Source organism: Sphingobacterium litopenaei (assembly GCF_014692495.1).
In the GTDB taxonomy this organism is placed as follows: domain Bacteria; phylum Bacteroidota; class Bacteroidia; order Sphingobacteriales; family Sphingobacteriaceae; genus Sphingobacterium; species Sphingobacterium litopenaei.
In genome coordinates this window covers 1-16,366 of record NZ_JACOIJ010000026.1, presented here as the reverse complement: position 1 = coordinate 16,366, position 16,366 = coordinate 1, and the positions used below count along the sequence as shown (strand labels likewise).

19 protein-coding genes are annotated in these 16,366 nt (G+C 36.0%); 5 read left to right on the top strand and 14 right to left on the bottom strand.

What is annotated here, in order from left to right; all coding sequences use genetic code 11:
* Positions 1 to 27: 27 nt before the first annotated feature.
* The 8 genes from H8B04_RS12555 to arfB all read right to left on the bottom strand — a co-directional run bounded on the left by H8B04_RS12555 (position 28) and on the right by arfB (position 6,810).
* The gene (locus tag H8B04_RS12555) at positions 28 to 870 is read right to left on the bottom strand and encodes a hypothetical protein (RefSeq protein ID WP_190302581.1); all 843 of its coding nucleotides are present in this window, start codon (positions 868 to 870) and stop codon (positions 28 to 30) included.
* Position 871: 1 nt separating this feature from the next.
* Complete coding sequence (locus H8B04_RS12550) at positions 872 to 2,920, bottom strand: M56 family metallopeptidase (RefSeq protein ID WP_223815414.1); 2,049 nt, start codon at positions 2,918 to 2,920, stop codon at positions 872 to 874.
* Between the two features lie 28 nt (positions 2,921 to 2,948).
* Positions 2,949 to 3,317: a BlaI/MecI/CopY family transcriptional regulator gene (locus tag H8B04_RS12545; RefSeq protein ID WP_190302579.1), complete on the bottom strand. Its 369-nt coding sequence runs from the start codon at positions 3,315 to 3,317 to the stop codon at positions 2,949 to 2,951.
* Positions 3,318 to 3,490: 173 nt separating this feature from the next.
* Positions 3,491 to 3,949 carry an aminotransferase class V-fold PLP-dependent enzyme gene (locus H8B04_RS17350; protein ID WP_317170663.1) on the bottom strand — a complete coding sequence of 153 codons (459 nt, stop codon included), beginning with the start codon at positions 3,947 to 3,949 and terminating at the stop codon, positions 3,491 to 3,493.
* On the bottom strand, positions 3,946 to 4,701 hold the full coding sequence (locus H8B04_RS17345; protein WP_317170662.1) for an aminotransferase class V-fold PLP-dependent enzyme: 756 nt from the start codon (positions 4,699 to 4,701) through the stop codon (positions 3,946 to 3,948). Before H8B04_RS17345 ends, H8B04_RS17350 begins: the two co-directional genes overlap by 4 nt.
* Positions 4,702 to 4,737: 36 nt before the next feature.
* Complete coding sequence (locus tag H8B04_RS12535) at positions 4,738 to 5,301, bottom strand: hypothetical protein (RefSeq protein WP_190302578.1); 564 nt, start codon at positions 5,299 to 5,301, stop codon at positions 4,738 to 4,740.
* A gap of 60 nt (positions 5,302 to 5,361) precedes the next feature.
* On the bottom strand, positions 5,362 to 6,153 hold the full coding sequence (locus tag H8B04_RS12530) for a family 2A encapsulin nanocompartment shell protein (RefSeq protein WP_223815416.1): 792 nt from the start codon (positions 6,151 to 6,153) through the stop codon (positions 5,362 to 5,364).
* Between the two features lie 249 nt (positions 6,154 to 6,402).
* On the bottom strand, positions 6,403 to 6,810 hold the full coding sequence (arfB, locus tag H8B04_RS12525; RefSeq protein ID WP_190302577.1) for an alternative ribosome rescue aminoacyl-tRNA hydrolase ArfB: 408 nt from the start codon (positions 6,808 to 6,810) through the stop codon (positions 6,403 to 6,405).
* 83 nt (positions 6,811 to 6,893) lie between these two features.
* On the opposite strand from arfB, the gene bshA reads away from it, so the two are divergent.
* The 5 genes from bshA (at position 6,894) to H8B04_RS12500 (ending at position 11,019) form a co-directional block, all read left to right on the top strand.
* Positions 6,894 to 8,027: an N-acetyl-alpha-D-glucosaminyl L-malate synthase BshA gene (gene bshA / locus H8B04_RS12520; protein ID WP_190302576.1), complete on the top strand. Its 1,134-nt coding sequence runs from the start codon at positions 6,894 to 6,896 to the stop codon at positions 8,025 to 8,027.
* A gap of 81 nt (positions 8,028 to 8,108) precedes the next feature.
* On the top strand, positions 8,109 to 8,813 hold the full coding sequence (pyrH, locus tag H8B04_RS12515; RefSeq protein WP_165291579.1) for a UMP kinase: 705 nt from the start codon (positions 8,109 to 8,111) through the stop codon (positions 8,811 to 8,813).
* Between the two features lie 19 nt (positions 8,814 to 8,832).
* Entirely contained in the window at positions 8,833 to 9,396 is a 564-nt protein-coding gene (gene frr, locus H8B04_RS12510) for a ribosome recycling factor (protein ID WP_165291578.1), read from the top strand.
* Between the two features lie 188 nt (positions 9,397 to 9,584).
* Entirely contained in the window at positions 9,585 to 10,013 is a 429-nt protein-coding gene (locus tag H8B04_RS12505) for a hypothetical protein (RefSeq protein WP_223815413.1), read from the top strand.
* A gap of 19 nt (positions 10,014 to 10,032) precedes the next feature.
* Positions 10,033 to 11,019 (top strand): sugar phosphate isomerase/epimerase family protein, encoded by a 987-nt coding sequence (locus H8B04_RS12500; protein WP_190302574.1) that lies wholly within the window; start codon positions 10,033 to 10,035, stop codon positions 11,017 to 11,019.
* A 29-nt stretch (positions 11,020 to 11,048) separates the two neighbouring features.
* Here the strand turns inward: H8B04_RS12500 and purE are convergent, their stop codons facing one another.
* The 6 genes from purE to H8B04_RS12470 form a co-directional block, all read right to left on the bottom strand.
* The gene (gene purE / locus H8B04_RS12495; RefSeq protein ID WP_165291575.1) at positions 11,049 to 11,555 is read right to left on the bottom strand and encodes a 5-(carboxyamino)imidazole ribonucleotide mutase; all 507 of its coding nucleotides are present in this window, start codon (positions 11,553 to 11,555) and stop codon (positions 11,049 to 11,051) included.
* 6 nt (positions 11,556 to 11,561) lie between these two features.
* Positions 11,562 to 12,704 carry a 5-(carboxyamino)imidazole ribonucleotide synthase gene (locus tag H8B04_RS12490; protein WP_190302573.1) on the bottom strand — a complete coding sequence of 381 codons (1,143 nt, stop codon included), beginning with the start codon at positions 12,702 to 12,704 and terminating at the stop codon, positions 11,562 to 11,564.
* Positions 12,705 to 12,719: 15 nt separating this feature from the next.
* Entirely contained in the window at positions 12,720 to 13,226 is a 507-nt protein-coding gene (locus H8B04_RS12485) for an NADH-quinone oxidoreductase subunit B (RefSeq protein WP_159634244.1), read from the bottom strand.
* Entirely contained in the window at positions 13,223 to 13,810 is a 588-nt protein-coding gene (locus H8B04_RS12480; protein WP_190302572.1) for an NADH-quinone oxidoreductase subunit A, read from the bottom strand. Before H8B04_RS12480 ends, H8B04_RS12485 begins: the two co-directional genes overlap by 4 nt.
* A gap of 121 nt (positions 13,811 to 13,931) precedes the next feature.
* Positions 13,932 to 15,275 (bottom strand): signal recognition particle protein, encoded by a 1,344-nt coding sequence (ffh, locus tag H8B04_RS12475; RefSeq protein ID WP_165291572.1) that lies wholly within the window; start codon positions 15,273 to 15,275, stop codon positions 13,932 to 13,934.
* Between the two features lie 134 nt (positions 15,276 to 15,409).
* Entirely contained in the window at positions 15,410 to 16,096 is a 687-nt protein-coding gene (locus H8B04_RS12470; RefSeq protein ID WP_165291571.1) for a zinc metallopeptidase, read from the bottom strand.
* Between the last annotated feature and the right edge of the window lie 270 nt (positions 16,097 to 16,366).

Genomic DNA, 16,366 nt, shown 5'->3' with positions numbered 1-16,366 from the left:
CTAGGTGATTAACCTAGCTTTATTCTTTTATGATTTGATATGTATCGTATCACGATTAATTGTTCTGAACTTTTCATCTTGATATTCTAAGAAATAGCGGTTTGGTAGTAGCTTGAGTTTTATCTTTTCTTCCTTATGTTTTGAATCTAGAATATGGAAATAGTTGATTCCAGTTTCTGTTTCATATTCCGCGAAGAGTTTTAAATAAACTTTTCCTTTTACATCCTGGATGATTGAGGGGACGGAAATTTCTGAATCCATCGCTTTTTCCGAAATATTCTCTGCGATTTTCCAATTGTTTCTATAAATCTTTTGCTGTGTATCTTGTAGGTTTATTGCATTAATCTTAGCTAGATAGTCCAATTTGCAAAATTTACAATTCAAATGCTCTTCACTGCTAATGTAATACACCAAACTCAACATTTTTTTGCCCTTTTCAAAAGGAATCAATACCTGACGTATGTCTAATCTCCCCAGTTCAAAGTCCTTTTGCAGATAATGTTGATCTTTACCGACTTCCTTCTTTTCAAAACCCTCAGTTTTCGGTAACTTCTTTTGATGTAAAACTGCCAAAAGATGGTACTGAGGTGATGAGTTTGGAATTGCAGAAAAAAGAACTTTTGCTCCCCTACTCTTTAGACCAATTTTCTTTAGTACATCTATATCTTGAGCATAAAACTCATTCAACTTCACTCCTGTCTCTCCACCATCTTGATAAGGATAGAAATTCATATATGTCCACACATTTACCTTCAATGCTGGATTAAAGTATTCATCCACATCATCCACAAATACACTTTCCTTTGCGAATTTGTGGGAAGAACAGGAAATTAAGGCAAAAAATGAGAGCAACAAAGTGGTTAATTTCATATTAACTTTTCGTCAAATCCAAACGAATAGGTAAAGAATAAGCTACACGTACAGTTTTACCATTTTGAATACCAGGAGACCATCTCTTGGAAGTTTTTAAAACAGCAATCGCTGCATTTCCTGTACCATGTCCTAAATCTCTTACCACTTTTAAATCACTAAGTGAGCCATCTTTTTCAACAACAAAAGTAACTTGAATTGTCCCCTTTACTTCGGCATCAATTGCAGCTTGTGAATATTTATAATTATCTCCAATCCATTTGCGATATGCTGTCATTCCACCCGGTGGTTCAGGAATAATTTCTACAGCGGTGAAATTTGAACTTTTATTAGAACGTGTATTTGCTAGAAAAACAATTTTACCTCCACTTTTATCATGTATCGTATCTTGAAAACTCTCTTTAACTTCTCCCATATTCGTCACATCCAACCGTATTGGTAATAAATAAGCAAATCTTACCACTTTACCGTTTTGGATTCCAGGCGACCATTTTTTTGACGTTTTTATCAATTCAATAGCTGCCTCTCCTGTACCATGACCAACATCTCTTACAAATTTTATATCACTTAGAGAACCATCTTTTTCTACAATAAAGCTAACATGCACTGTACCATTAACTCCAGCATCAATAGCTGATTGTGGATATTGATAATTATCTCCTATCCATTTACGATAAGCTGCCATTCCTCCTGGTGGCTCTGGACTAATTTCGGTTTGTTGAAATACTGCATCATCTTCTATACCTTCAATGGCTTTTTTCCGAATCTCTTCTTTTTCTTCCTGCGATAAAACTACTCTATCTGTATTAGATGACAATAAAACTTTTCCTTCCTCATTTACACCAAGCAAAAAATAAGCTTGTGAGGATATAGCTTTACCATTTTTTACTGCAGGCTGCCAATTAGGAATATCTGCGAATACTTTCTCAGCTTCAGGAAGTGGTTTCTTATTTTTATTGGTCACCACTAAATCTGCTAATTTACCAGTTGACTCAACTGTAAAATTCATGTGGAAAATTGAATTACCTTCCTTCTCTAATAAATTTTCCTCTTTAAGTCTATTTTTACACCATTCTATAAATGCTTGAGGGTCTTTGGGTGCCGCTACAGTATCTCCAAAAACTTTAACCTCATCTTCCAAATTAGCAGTCATTACTTTATTGATAACTGCTGGATTGGAAATAGGCAACTTCACATCTTCCATCTTTGATTCAACCTTTGCTACGACACTTTTAGCTCTGGAGGTATTAAATACTATTGTTGATATTCCAACAACCAATACAGCTGGAATTATCCCTAAATACAAAAAGCGTTTATTTTTTGATGATTTATTTTTAAATAACATCATGATTCTTTTCTTTAAAAACGATTGATTGGAAAACTCATGCACCAATACATTTTGCGGTACTTGGAGCGCATGAGCCACTAATAACTCGGCATAAGCTACTTTATCTTCCGTACTCAATTCATCCGCTATACATTCATGCTGAAATTTGATTTCCTTGCTCAGGTGGTACACCACAGGATTAAACCAATTCAATGCCTTGAACAACTCCATAAATAGTATATCATAGCTGTGTCCTTGCTCGATATGGATTTCTTCGTGTCGTTCAATACTTTTATAGGATTTGACTTCTTTACCTAAAAACATTTTATTGAAAAATGAAAAACCCAAAAAAGGTGCGTCAGTTTGAAACATTTTGCGCACATACCATAGTCTCCAAAATATGATTGAAAAACTTGTAATCAAACCAACGATATAAATCCATTTTAGCATATCCACCAAATACAAGGAAGAATTTTGCTGTGCATAGACTACAATTGGTATATCAATAAATTCGTGTACATTGACCATAGGAATAATAATATCATCCTCAAAAAATGTAGATAAGTCAATAAATAATCCTACCGGAATCAGTAATGCGAAAAATGCTGTGCTGAGCAAATAAACTCTGTTCCACTGGAAAAAAGTTAATTTTCGGAAGCTGAAATAGTATAAGCTATAACTTATGATGACAGCTATATTGACTAATAGCAGATAAATTACCATAATGTAAGTTTATAAGTAGTTTATAATTTTATTTGTGCTTGTTGATAATGTTCAAAATATCGTCCAGATCTTTGACATCCAATTTGTTCTCTTCCAAAAAGAAAGAAAGCATCTGTTTGGGTGAATTTTCAAAGTATCCACTCAGCAATTTATCGGCTACGACTTTCTTGTAGTCTTCTTTGCTGATCGCTGGTATATATTTATGACTCTTACCGTAAGCCTCGTGATTCACAAAACCCTTGGTCTCAAGAATACGAATTATCGTAGAAACAGTATTATATGCAGGCTTTGGCTCAGGTAGACGTTCGATAACTTCTTTTACGAAGCCTCCTCGCATCTCCCACAATTCATGCATGATTTGCTCTTCCGCCTTTGTAAGTTCTTTGATTTCGTCCATAACTCTATTTATAAAAATTAGATTGGCACGTCTGCCTATAATCGATTACTAAAACTAATCTAAAACTAATTTTTTAGTTTTACAACTATTTTTTTAGTTTTCATAAAAAAAAGGCTTCCATACTACATTGAGCATGAAAGCCTAAGCCTATTTGTAACAAAGAATGTTTTAATCTACAACTTACTACACGCTAATTTTCGAACCACATCAGCTAATAAATCAATCTCTGCAAAGGTGTTGTAAAAAGCAAAAGAAGGTCGTACAGAATTTTCATAACCCAATCGGCGCAAAATTGGTTGTGCACAATGGTGTCCCGTACGCACAGCGATACCATGATCATTCAATACCTTTCCTACTTCCTCATTGCTGAAACCAGCAATTGTAAATGACATAACGCTCGCTTTATCTTTCGCTGTTCCGATAAGTTTTACTTTTGGAATTTGCTTAAATAGACTCGTAGCATAATCCAAAAGTTCATGTTCATATTTGGCGATTCGTCCTATACCGATTTTTTGTACGTAATCCAACGCTGTGGCTAAACCTACGGCATCCGCAATATTACCAGTTCCTGCTTCAAAACGATTGGGTGCAGGGTGAAAAATTGTCTTTTCGAAAGTAACATCCTGAATCATATTTCCACCACCTTGGTAAGGTTGCGTTTTTGATTAAGCAATTCTTCTTTTCCATAAACCGCACCTATTCCAGTAGGTCCAAAAATTTTGTGCCCAGAGAAAACAAAGAAATCTGGATTCAAATCTTGAACATCTACTTTGATATGCAAAATAGATTGTGCACCATCTAGCAACACTTTAGCACCAACTGAATGCGCTATTTCAATAATTTGTTTAGCAGGTGTGACGGTTCCTAAGGCATTACTCACATGCGTAAATGAAACCAGTTTCGTCTTATCCGTGAATAATTTTTTGTACTCATCAATAAGTAACTCACCATCATCATTCACTGGAATAACTTTGATCTTGAAACCATTCTTTTTGCTCAACAATTGCCAAGGTACGATATTCGCGTGATGCTCTAAATTTGAAATAATAATTTCATCACCTTCTTTGAGATTTTCTGCACCCCAACTATTGGCTATAAGATTAATGGATTCAGTTGTTCCACGTGTAAAGATGATTTCGTTAGCTGACTGTGCATTGATAAAAGCCCTGATAGTTTCCCTTGCCCCCTCATAAGCATCCGTCGCCCGAGCCGCTAGCTCATGTGCCGCACGGTGAATATTCGAATTTTCGTGTTGGTAGAAATAAGCCAAACGGTCAATCACTACTTGTGGCTTTTGTGTCGTCGCTGCATTGTCAAACCAAACTAACGGACGACCATTCACATATTCTCCAAGAATCGGAAAATCCTTGCGAATAGCATACACATCAAAATTGGAACTGTGATCTTGAAGTAAATCATTTCATACAAATGAATATGGACTTCCTAAAGGGCTAATTGCAGCATTGAATGCTGAATAAGTCTCCTTCGCAAAAGGTATATCCGCTGATAAATCGGGTTGGTAAGACACAGGATTATTGAATGCAAAAATATCTTTTGGAATCAAATCATCTAAATTAGAGGTTTGTGATTCCAAAATAGACTGATAAGCGTACGAATCCGAAAATCTATCTGAAATATCTTCCAATCCCGAATAACTCGATCCTTTATTGACATAATTATCAAAAGTAGGCTTTACTTCTTGCTTGAAATGTGGTGAACTCCCATCCCCTGCTTGCGCTAAAGGATGCTTGCCTTCATCTCTTAATAAAGGATCTTTGAGACTTGTCTGAGGATCAGAAATATTAAATTCTTTCGAATGCGAGCTCACATGTTCAAAATCTGCTGGCGATTGTCGTTGATAAACTCCTGAGTCCGAATGATTAGCATTGTTGGAAGAATTGTTAAAATGGTACAACCCCTCAAACAGTTGGTTTGCAATTGCTGCCAATTCCTTATCAGAAGGTATTGAATTATATTGTGCCATGTAATTAGTTTTAAAATGAATAAATGTACTTTATCACACATAACTAACTGCTAGATGCAATTAGTATTTGTATTCGTGATAATTTGTCACATCTACATCTTCCAAAACGGCTAAAGCATCATCTACCAACACCACTAAAGAACAATACAAAGAAATTAAATACGAAGCAATGGCTTTGTCATTAATGCCTGTAAACTTTACCGAAAGCCCTGGTGTTTGCTCACCCGGAAGATTTGGTTGATATAATCCCACAACACCTTGCTTACTTTCTCCTGTTCTTACCAGAATGATTTTTGTTTTTCCTTTCACAATAGGCACTTTATCCGACGGAATCAATGGAATACCTCTCCAAGTAATGAATTGTGAACCAAACAAAGATACTGTCGGAGGTGGGACAACTTTACGGGTACATTCTCTACCAAAAGCAGCAATAGCCTGTGGATGCAACAAGAAGAAACTTGGGTTTTTCCATACTTTGGTTAATAACTCATCCAAATCATCTGGAGTTGGAGGTCCCAATCGCATTTTGATAACCTGCTTTTTTGCCACACTATTCAACAATCCATAATCTGCATTATTGATTAATTCACTTTCCTGGCGTTCTTTGATTTTTTCAATTGCCAAACGTAATTGTTCACTAATCTGATTGTAAGGCTTACTATACAAATCCGATACGCGTGTGTGAATGTCGATCAACGTATTAACCGCACTCAAATTATATTCTCTCGGATTCTCATCGTAATCAACGAAAGTATGCGGCAATACACTTTCATCACGACGTGAACAATCCACTTGGATTCCTTCTTCACCTACAACACGATTTAAGCGAAATACACCAGATTCAACAGGCAGCCATTGTTATAATAGGGTAATCCATCTCGGCGTAATACTTTCTAATTGAGGAGCTGTCCGGGTAGCAATGGCTAGATGTCTCGCTGCAACATCGCCTAAGGCAGTTTGATTTTCTTTTGTACTCACGCGTTATTTAAAACTAGTTAATGTAAAAATTATTTAATCTACTAAATCAATAGTAAATATAGATTAATAAATTAAAAACAGAATTATTTTAGTTAAAATAATTTTTATTAACCTTAAAACAACTTAATCAAATTTCCATCTGCGATTAGATTTCTTTTCTGCATGTTTTGCTTTGCGATCTAATCGAGCCAAAATTTTTGAGCGAGGGATTTTGGTAGAAATACGTTTTTTCACAACTTTAAAAGTACTTTCCAAGAGTGCCGAAAGTTTGTCAAAGGCGATCACCTTATTTGCTAACTGACTTCTACTTTCCGAAGCATCAATTTGCAGCATTCCATCGCCCTGAATACGGTTAGAAAGTTTCGTACGGATAAGCACTTTTTGCTGATCACTTAACAAAGAGGAATTTTCAAAATCCCACAACAAAGAAGCTTTGGTTTCTACTTTATTCACATTTTGTCCACCCGCACCAGAAGAACGTGATGTTTTGTATTTTATTTCCTTTTTTAATTCTGCTACAGAGACAATCATAACATAAAGATTACGTATTTATTGCAAATCGAATGTAAAACCTTGCTTACCTTTGCTTGTTATAAAATTATAAATAATTCTTCATGAAAATTGGTATTGTTTGTTATCCAACATTCGGTGGATCTGGCGTGGTAGCCACAGAATTGGGAAAAGGTTTAGCTTCTAAAGGACACGAAGTACATTTTATCACGTACAACAAGCCAGCTCGTTTAGATTTCTTCTTAGAAAACTTATACTATCATGAAGTTTCGATTTCCCAATATCCTTTATTTGACTTCCCACCTTACGAATCTGCTTTAGCAAGCAAATTGGTAGATGTGGTTCGTTTTGAGAAATTGGATGTACTACATGTACATTATGCTATTCCACATGCCTCTGCTGCTTATTTAGCAAAACAAATTTTAAAGACCTACGGTATCAATATTCCTGTAGTGACTACATTACACGGTACAGATATTACCTTAGTCGGAAAAGACAAAACCTTCAAACCTGTAGTGACTTTCTCTATCAATGAATCCGATGGAGTAACTACAGTTTCTGAAAATCTGAAAAGCCAAACTCTGGAATCTTTTGATATTACAAGAGATATTCAAGTTATACCAAACTTCATCGATCTAACGCGTTTTGTGAACAAAAATCGTGAACATTTCAAAAAAGCTATAGCTCCAGGGAATGAACGTATTATGGTGCATACTTCGAACTTCCGTAAAGTAAAAAACACACAAGATGTAGTTCGCATCTTTCATGAAGTTTCCAAAACTATCCCTAGTAAATTATTAATGGTTGGTGATGGCCCTGAACGTAGCAATGCGGAGGAATTATCTCGTCAATTAGGTATTTCTCAATCCGTTCGTTTCTTGGGTAAGCAAGATGCCGTGGAAGAAATTTTATCGGTTTCCGATCTATTTTTAATGCCATCTTCTTCCGAAAGTTTTGGTTTGGCGGCATTGGAAGCGATGGCATGTCGCGTACCAGTGATTTCATCAAATATTGGTGGTCTTCCTGAACTAAACGTACAAGGTGTAACAGGATTTCTAAGTGATGTAGGTAATATTGAGGAAATGGCGCAAAATGCTATTCATATTTTGGAAGATTGTGATCGTTTAGAAAAGTTCAAACAAGCGGCTTACGAACATGCACAAAAATTTGAAATCAGTCTAATTTTACCACTTTATGAAGATTATTATCAACAAGCTATTACGAATTCAAAAAAATAAAACAAATGCTTCTATTGCCTTAGATAGCAGGAAAAAAGTTATATCTTTGTCTTTTGGAAATCTTCCAAAGAAAAAAACTATATGAAATATAAACGTATCCTACTAAAACTTAGCGGCGAAGCCCTAATGGGTGAGCAAAATTACGGTATCGACATCAATCGCGTCGCTCAATACGCTAACGATATCAAAGAAATTCATTCTCAAGGTTTAGAAATTGCAATTGTCATCGGAGGTGGAAATATCTACCGTGGACTGAGTGCCGAAAAAGCGGGTATGGATAGAGTGCAAGCCGATTATATGGGCATGTTAGCTACCGTAATCAACAGTATGGCTTTGCAAGATGCTTTGGAAAAAGTAGGATTGAAAACTAGATTGTTAACAGCGATCAAAATGGAACAAATTTGTGAACCATTTATTCGTCGCCGTGCAGTTAGACATTTAGAAAAAGGAAGAATTGTAATCTTCGGAGCAGGTACAGGTAATCCATATTTCACTACAGATACAGCCGCTTCCTTACGTGCTATCGAAATCAATGCAGATGCTGTACTAAAAGGTACTCGCGTGGATGGTATCTACACTGCTGATCCTGAGAAAGATCCTACAGCAACTAAATTTGAACATATTTCTTTCAACGAAGTATACCAAAAAGGTTTGAATGTAATGGATATGACTGCATTCACATTATGTCAAGAAAACAACCTTCCAATCATTGTATTTGATATGAACAAGCCAGGTAATTTGAAAAAATTAGCGAATGGTGAGCATATCGGTACTGTAGTAAGTTAAGTATAAAATATTAAAACATATGAACGAACTGATTTCTATTGAATTGGACGACTGCAAAGAGAAAATGACTAAGGCAGTTGCTCATACCGAGTCAGAACTAACAAAAATCCGTGCGGGTAAAGCTTCTCCAGGTATGTTGGATGGTATCCATGTGGATTATTATGGTTCTTCTACTCCACTTTCTCAAGTAGCCAATGTAAATACTACAGATGCACGTACTATCGTGATCCAACCTTGGGAAAAATCTATGTTAGGAACAATTGAAAAAGCTATCATTGATTCTAACATTGGTCTTAATCCTCAAAATGATGGTGTTGTTATCCGTTTAGTAGTACCTCCTCTTACAGAAGAAAGAAGACGTGATTTAGTGAAAAAAGCGAAGGAAGAAGCTGAAAAAGGTCGTGTAGCGGTACGTAACATCCGTAAAGATGCAAACGAGTCTATCAAGAAATTGAAAAACGACGGTGCTTCTGAAGACGAAATAAAAGTAGGTGAAGCTGAAGTTCAAAAATTGACGGATACTTACATCGCTAAAGTAGATACATTAGCAGAATTAAAAGAAAAAGATATTATGACGGTCTAAGTTGTATTATTCTATAAAAACAAAGGGCTTCCATTCAAAAATGGAAGCCCTTTGTTTTAAAGTTAAAATTATTACATTTATAAGACCAAGATTTCTAGGATATGCATTCATTCTTTTATTTATCATTCTGTGTATTAAATGTGGTAAGTTTTATACTACTAATTTATTACTTCTTTAAATGCACTTCGTTGATAAATAAAAGAATAGGAATAATTCCTGCAATAATCTTCTTTTTTGGAGCCTCCTCATTATTATCCAGTTATTTACCTTCCGAAACCTCCAAGAAGTCGAATGATATAACCTTAAATCATTTTTCAGATAAAGCTGGTATACCCGATTTCAAAAACATTATTATAGACGATAAAGAATTTGCTCGATTATCCATTGATGTTCAATATCAAGAATTTCCATACGCACAAAATGTTCCACTAAGTATTGGAACTAGTTTTACGGGTTTAGCAGCGGGTGTAAAATGGAACCAACGAATAATAGATATAACGCCCATAAAAAATAACCTTTTCCAATATTATGTATCGGGAGAATATAAATGGTCATTTCTAGGCATTAATATATATACGCAATCAAAACGATTTGAAGGAAAAATTGTTCTTGATTAATACTAATCAAACTATAAACATGCAAAATTCGAGAAGAAATTTTTTAAAACAAGCAGGTATAGGTGCTGTAAGTGCTTATCTCGGTTCATCATTACTTTCTGCTTGTACTTCATCCACTAAAACAGTCACAGGCAAGGGTCCTATCCACAATATAGGTCTTCAGATTTATTCATTACGTGATCTATTATCACAAGATCCCAAACTTACTTTAGAAACTGTTGCTAAGGTAGGCTATACTCACATCGAAACCTTTGGTGTAGATGTCGCTAATAATTCATTCTGGGGATTGAAAGTACCAGAATTAAAGAAAATTCTATCGGATAATGGATTATCAACTTTCAGCGGTCATTATGATTTAGGAAAATATTTGGATCGTAATAACAACGATAAAGAAAGTGTTGAAAAATATGTGGAAATAGCTGCTGAACTTGGACAACAATATGTAATTGCACCGGTAAATCCGATGCATGACCTAAATAATCTTAAAGTAGAAGATTACCAATATGCAGCCGAACAATTGAATAAAGCTGGAAAAATCGCAAAAAAAGCGGGATTAAAGATTGGCTATCACAATCACTTCTGGGAATTCAGACAATTCGCGAATAATACGAGAGGTTTGGATATTATGTTAGCTTTTACCGAAAAAGATTTAGTAGCTTTCGAAATGGATTTGTTCTGGATAGAAAAAGCAGGTTTAAATCCTATCTCCTACTTTGAAAAATATCCTGGAAGATTCGAAATGTGGCATGTAAAAGATATGGACAAACAGTTCACAAAAACCGTCGTGGGCGAAGAATATGACCAATCACCGTTGGATTCTATTTTCAAAGATGTGAAATATACAGAAGTTGGAAGTGGAACAATAGATTTTGTGAATATTATACAGGCTGCTCAAAAGTCAGGATTAGTCCATGCTTTTGTAGAGCAGGATGATATTTATTTGCCAAATAAATTTGAGAGCGTAAAGAAAAGCTATGATTATGTTCAGAAGTTTTTAGCGAAATAAAAAAGGGACTTTCGAGTCCCTTTTGATATTTAAAATTTCATATTTTCTACTTCCGTCGCTGTTTCTTCTACTTTCTCTTTTAATCCTTTTTTAAAGGTCAAAAGATTCGAAGCGACTTGTGCATCATTAGTTCCGATGATTTGTGCGGCTAAGATACCTGCATTTTTAGCAGCATTCAACGCTACAGTTGCTACCGGAATACCATTTGGCATTTGTAGAATTGACAACACAGAATCCCATCCATCGATAGAATTAGACGATTTAACAGGAACACCAATAACTGGTAAGTGTGTTATCGAAGCTACCATTCCTGGCAAGTGCGCAGCACCACCTGCTCCAGCGATAATCACTTTCAATCCACGTTCAGCAGCTTTCTCTGCATACTCAAACATACGATGAGGTGTACGGTGCGCCGAAACAATAGTTACTTCAAAACTAACACCTAATTCTTTTAAAACATCTACAGCATCTTGCATTACTGGAAGATCTGATTTACTTCCCATTATAATGCCTACTTGCACGGATTGTGAACTCATAAATTTTTATGCAATAACTTTTAATATTTCTTGTACTTTGCGCGCATTACTGATTGCCAATTCTCTGTCTGCATTTACAATACATACGTGTCCCATTTTACGGAATGGTTTTGTATATTTTTTACCGTATAAATGTACATATACGCCATCCATTGCCAACACCTCTTCCACTCCTTCGTATTTTGCCAAACCTTCATAACCTTCTTCTCCCAAAAGATTGATCATTACAGCATTTGAACGTGCAGATGTATCTCCCAAAGGAAGATTAAAGATAGCACGCATATGTTGCGCAAATTGCGAAGTGAAGTTACCTTCAATAGTTTGGTGACCCGAATTATGCGGACGCGGTGCTAATTCATTAACCAAGATTTCTCCTGTTTTTGTTAAGAACATTTCCACAGCCAAAAGACCTACAATCTGTAAATCATTCGCAATTTTCTTAGCCAATTCTTCAGCTTGTTGTTGAATCTCGAAGCTATAAGTTGAAGGTGAAATCAAGAATTCTACCAAATTAGCCTCTGGATTAAATTCCATTTCCACCATTGGGAAAGTTTTCACTTCTCCTTTATCGTTACGTGCTACGATAACCGCAATTTCTTTTTCGAAATCAACGATCTCTTCGATGATTGAAGGTTCTGCGAAAGCATTCGCTAAATCATCCTCTGTGCGGATCATTTTTACACCTTTACCATCGTATCCATCTTTACGTAATTTTTGGACGTAAGGAATAGATAGATTTGCTGTTTTCAAAGAATCAATATTGGAGATAAATTGAAAAGCAGACGTTGGAATATCATTTTGCTTAAAGAATTGCTTTTGCAATCCTTTATCTTGAATCAAACGAATAACACGAGATTGCGGATATACGATTACACCTACTTCTTCCAAAGCTTCCAACGCATCCACATTTACTTTCTCGATTTCAATAGTGATCATGTCCAAATCCTTACCGAAATTGTAAACAGTATCATAATCACTCAATGAGCCACATTCGAAATGTTGACATAGTTTACGACACGGAGCATTTTTATCCGGATCCAACACATGTACATTCACGTTGTAATTGATAGCCTCTTGGATAAACATGCGACCTAATTGACCGCCACCAAGAATGCCTAACTGCAACTCACCATAAAAATCTTTTGCCATATTATATTTTAACTATTAAACAGTCTCTTCAAAATACTTATCTTGAAAGATTTGCTCGCTTTCTATTTTCTTTTGTAATTCTAAAAATGCGCCAATCAAGGCTTCAGGACGTGGAGGACATCCTTGTACATACACATCCACAGGTATAATTTTGTCCACTCCTTTAACTACATGATAACCATGTTGCCAATATGGACCGCCACAGTTCGAACAAGAGCCCATTGAAATTACATAACGTGGTTCGGGCATTTGTTCATACAATCTTTTGATACGATCTGCCATTTTGAACGTAACCGTACCTGCAATAATCATCACATCGGATTGTCTAGGAGAAGGACGAGGAAATACACCGAAACGATCCAAATCGTAAGTCGATGCCATAGCGCCCATCATCTCAATAGCACAACAAGCTATACCAAAACTCATAGGCCACATCGATGATAAACGAGCCCAATTCAATAAGTCATCTATCTTAGCGACGACGACACCATCTGATTTAAGTTGTTGCTCTAGATTTGTCATGCGTTTGGTTTTTTAAATCTTGGTTTGAATCCTACAGATGCTTTAGGTTGAACTACTTTTTCCTTTTGCTCAGCGACCACTTCTACTGCTTTATGATCTTTGATAGCATATTGTTTGCTATTCAACGCTTCATAAGCACTTAACGGTACGCCTGTATCCACGGAAGGAATAGTATGTTTAGGTTTGACCCAATTCAAATCACCACGCACCCATACATAAACCAGTCCTAAAATCAATATACCTAAGAAAATAGCCATCTCGATCATCGTAAACCATCCCCAACGTTTATCTGCAGCAATTAATTCGGATTGACCGAAAACTGTAGCCCATGGAAATACAAAAATTAATTCCACATCAAACAAAAGGAATACTAAAGCAATGACATAAAATCTAGGATTGAACTGTACCCATGAACTTCCTGTGGTTTCTTCGCCACATTCGTAAGTACTTAATTTAATGGGATTAGGTTTATTAGGTGCTAATAATTTAGCCATGAACATCGTCACACACACCAATAGGATTCCTACTACTCCTATTAAGAGAATAGATCCATATGCTGATAACTGTGTGGGGTGATCGTCCATATTACAAAATTAACAATTAATTCCTTAGCTCTAAAATTAAGGAACAAAAATCATTTATAAAAACAAAACCAAGTCAAGAAATTGACTTGGTTCTGAATATTATTGGATTAACATTTCTCTATTAAAAAGGTTTGCCTGGCATTTTAGGCATATTACGCATCATCTTCGCAGCCATCGCTGGATTTGACATTTGCTTCATTACCTTACGCATATCCATGAATTGTTTGATTAATTTATTCACCTCATCGATATTCGTACCCGAACCTTTTGCAATACGATTTCTTCTACGTTGGTCGATAGCATCAGGATTCTCACGCTCAAATGGAGTCATAGAATCGATAATAGCTTCGATAGGCTTGAAAGCATCGTCTTCGATTTCAATATCTTTCAATGCTTTACCAGCTCCGGGAATCATACCAATCAAATCTTTCATGTTACCCATTTTTTTGATTTGTTGGATTTGAGAACGGAAGTCGTTGAAGTCAAATTTATTTTTACGAATTTTCTTTTGAAGTTCAGCTGCTTGTTTCTCGTCAAATTGTTGTTGAGCACGCTCTACTAAGGAAACGACATCACCCATACCCAAAATACGAGATGCCATACGATCTGGATAGAACACATCCAATGCTTCCATTTTCTCACCTGTACCAATAAACTTGATTGGTTTATTTACGACAGATTTGATAGATAAAGCCGCACCACCACGTGTATCACCATCCAATTTCGTCAATACCACACCGGTGAAGTCCAAACGATCGTTGAATGCTTTAGCCGTATTCACCGCATCCTGACCAGTCATTGAATCCACTACGAAAAGAATTTCGTGAGGTTGAGTAGCTTCTTTAACAGCTGTAATCTCATTCATCAACGCTTCATCAATTGCTAGACGACCTGCTGTATCGATGATGATTACATTATTGCCATTTCTTTTACCTTCTTCTACCCCAGCTTTTGCAATAGCAATAGGATCTGTAGAATTACGGTCTGTATATACAGGAACACCTACTTGACCACCTAATACTTCCAATTGATCAATCGCCGCAGGACGGTAAACGTCACCTGCAACCAATAAAGGTTTTTTACCTTTTTTGTCTTTTAAGAAGTTAGCTAATTTACCCGTGAAAGTAGTTTTACCCGCACCGTTTAAACCAGCGATTAAGATAACAGTAGGATTTTTTGATAAATCTAAATCAGTAACCGTACCACCCATCAATGCTGTCAACTCATCATTCATGATTTTTGTCAACAACTGACCTGGTGAAATACTTGTCAATACATTTTCGCCTAAAGCTTTTTGTTTTACTTCATCGGTAAAGCTTTTGGCTGTTTTATAATTCACATCGGCATCCAATAAGGCCTTGCGAATTTCTTTCATCGTCTCCGCAACGTTGATTTCTGTAATATTTCCTTGTCCCTTTAATACTTTAAAGGCTCTATCTAATTTATCCTGAAGATTTGAAAACATAGTTAATCTTTTGAAATTCTTATGCTAAGCTACAAAGTTACAAAATTGAAGTGAAAGGACGCCCATTCAAATCGCAATTCCACAAAAAAGGGGATAAATAATTTACCCCCTGTATAAAAGTATATTTCGATTTACTAATCTCTTCTACCTAATAACATTTGTGCATAGTATAATAATGTTACTAATGCAGATAATGCAGCTACTACATAAGTCATCGCAGCCCATTTCAATGCATCTTGTGCACCATCGTGCTCTACTGTAGAATGTGTAATATTTGCAGTATTCAACCAAGCTAAAGCTCTTCTGGAAGCATCAAACTCTACAGGCAACGTAATAAAACTAAATACTGTAGTTACGGCTAAGGCAGCAACACCTATTTGAAGTAATATTAACACCTTAGAGAAAATAGCCAACATCACACCAATCATCAACGTGAACTGAACGATACGCGAAGCAACATTCACAATTGGCACCATTGCCGAACGGAATTGCAACCAGGAATAGGCTGTAGCGTGTTGCACAGCGTGTCCACATTCGTGAGAAGCTACCGCAGCAGCTGCCACACTACGTCCGTGATATACTTCTGGACTTAAATTCACCGTGCGATCTGCTGGATTATAATGATCCGTTAATTGTCCTTCTACAGAAATAATTTTCACATCATATATATTATTATCGTGAAGCATTTTTTGTGCAACTTCGGCTCCTGATAAACCAGAAGTCAAAGGCATTTCCGAATACTTCTTAAATTTATTCTTGAATCTTGATTGGACAATCATACTAATGATACCAATTCCTATAAGCAAAAACCAAATCGTCATATCGTTATTCTTTATTTAATTTCTATTCTTTTTAACTCTTTTCTATTCAATATCAAAATGAATTCCAAACTCTAAATTCATCTTTTATACTGTCAAGATGACAACTAACAATCCCAAATATAACAAATTCAGCCAAATATTCCGATAGAGTAGGAAGGTAATCATTATTTGATTACCTGACCCCTCACACCACCGTACGTGCCGTTCGGCATACGGCGGTTCATTAAACATTAACAGTCTTTGGGACTATTATATCGGTAAGATATAGTA

Bases quoted from the DNA above. Each gene is read 5' to 3' on its own strand.
- H8B04_RS12555 (WP_190302581.1), bottom strand. From the start codon at position 870: ATGAAATTAACCACTTTGTTGCTCTCATTTTTTGCCTTAATTTCCTGT.
- H8B04_RS12500 (WP_190302574.1), top strand. From the start codon at position 10,033: ATGCAAAATTCGAGAAGAAATTTTTTAAAACAAGCAGGTATAGGTGCT.
- pyrH (WP_165291579.1), top strand. From the start codon at position 8,109: ATGAAATATAAACGTATCCTACTAAAACTTAGCGGCGAAGCCCTAATG.
- arfB (WP_190302577.1), bottom strand. From the start codon at position 6,810: ATGATTGTCTCTGTAGCAGAATTAAAAAAGGAAATAAAATACAAAACA.
- H8B04_RS12470 (WP_165291571.1), bottom strand. From the start codon at position 16,096: ATGACGATTTGGTTTTTGCTTATAGGAATTGGTATCATTAGTATGATT.
- H8B04_RS12485 (WP_159634244.1), bottom strand. From the start codon at position 13,226: ATGACAAATCTAGAGCAACAACTTAAATCAGATGGTGTCGTCGTCGCT.
- frr (WP_165291578.1), top strand. From the start codon at position 8,833: ATGAACGAACTGATTTCTATTGAATTGGACGACTGCAAAGAGAAAATG.
- H8B04_RS12545 (WP_190302579.1), bottom strand. From the start codon at position 3,317: ATGGACGAAATCAAAGAACTTACAAAGGCGGAAGAGCAAATCATGCAT.
- purE (WP_165291575.1), bottom strand. From the start codon at position 11,555: ATGAGTTCACAATCCGTGCAAGTAGGCATTATAATGGGAAGTAAATCA.
- H8B04_RS12480 (WP_190302572.1), bottom strand. From the start codon at position 13,810: ATGGACGATCACCCCACACAGTTATCAGCATATGGATCTATTCTCTTA.
- bshA (WP_190302576.1), top strand. From the start codon at position 6,894: ATGAAAATTGGTATTGTTTGTTATCCAACATTCGGTGGATCTGGCGTG.
- H8B04_RS17350 (WP_317170663.1), bottom strand. From the start codon at position 3,949: ATGATTCAGGATGTTACTTTCGAAAAGACAATTTTTCACCCTGCACCC.
- H8B04_RS12490 (WP_190302573.1), bottom strand. From the start codon at position 12,704: ATGGCAAAAGATTTTTATGGTGAGTTGCAGTTAGGCATTCTTGGTGGC.
- H8B04_RS12535 (WP_190302578.1), bottom strand. From the start codon at position 5,301: ATGGCACAATATAATTCAATACCTTCTGATAAGGAATTGGCAGCAATT.
- H8B04_RS12550 (WP_223815414.1), bottom strand. From the start codon at position 2,920: ATGGTAATTTATCTGCTATTAGTCAATATAGCTGTCATCATAAGTTAT.
- ffh (WP_165291572.1), bottom strand. From the start codon at position 15,275: ATGTTTTCAAATCTTCAGGATAAATTAGATAGAGCCTTTAAAGTATTA.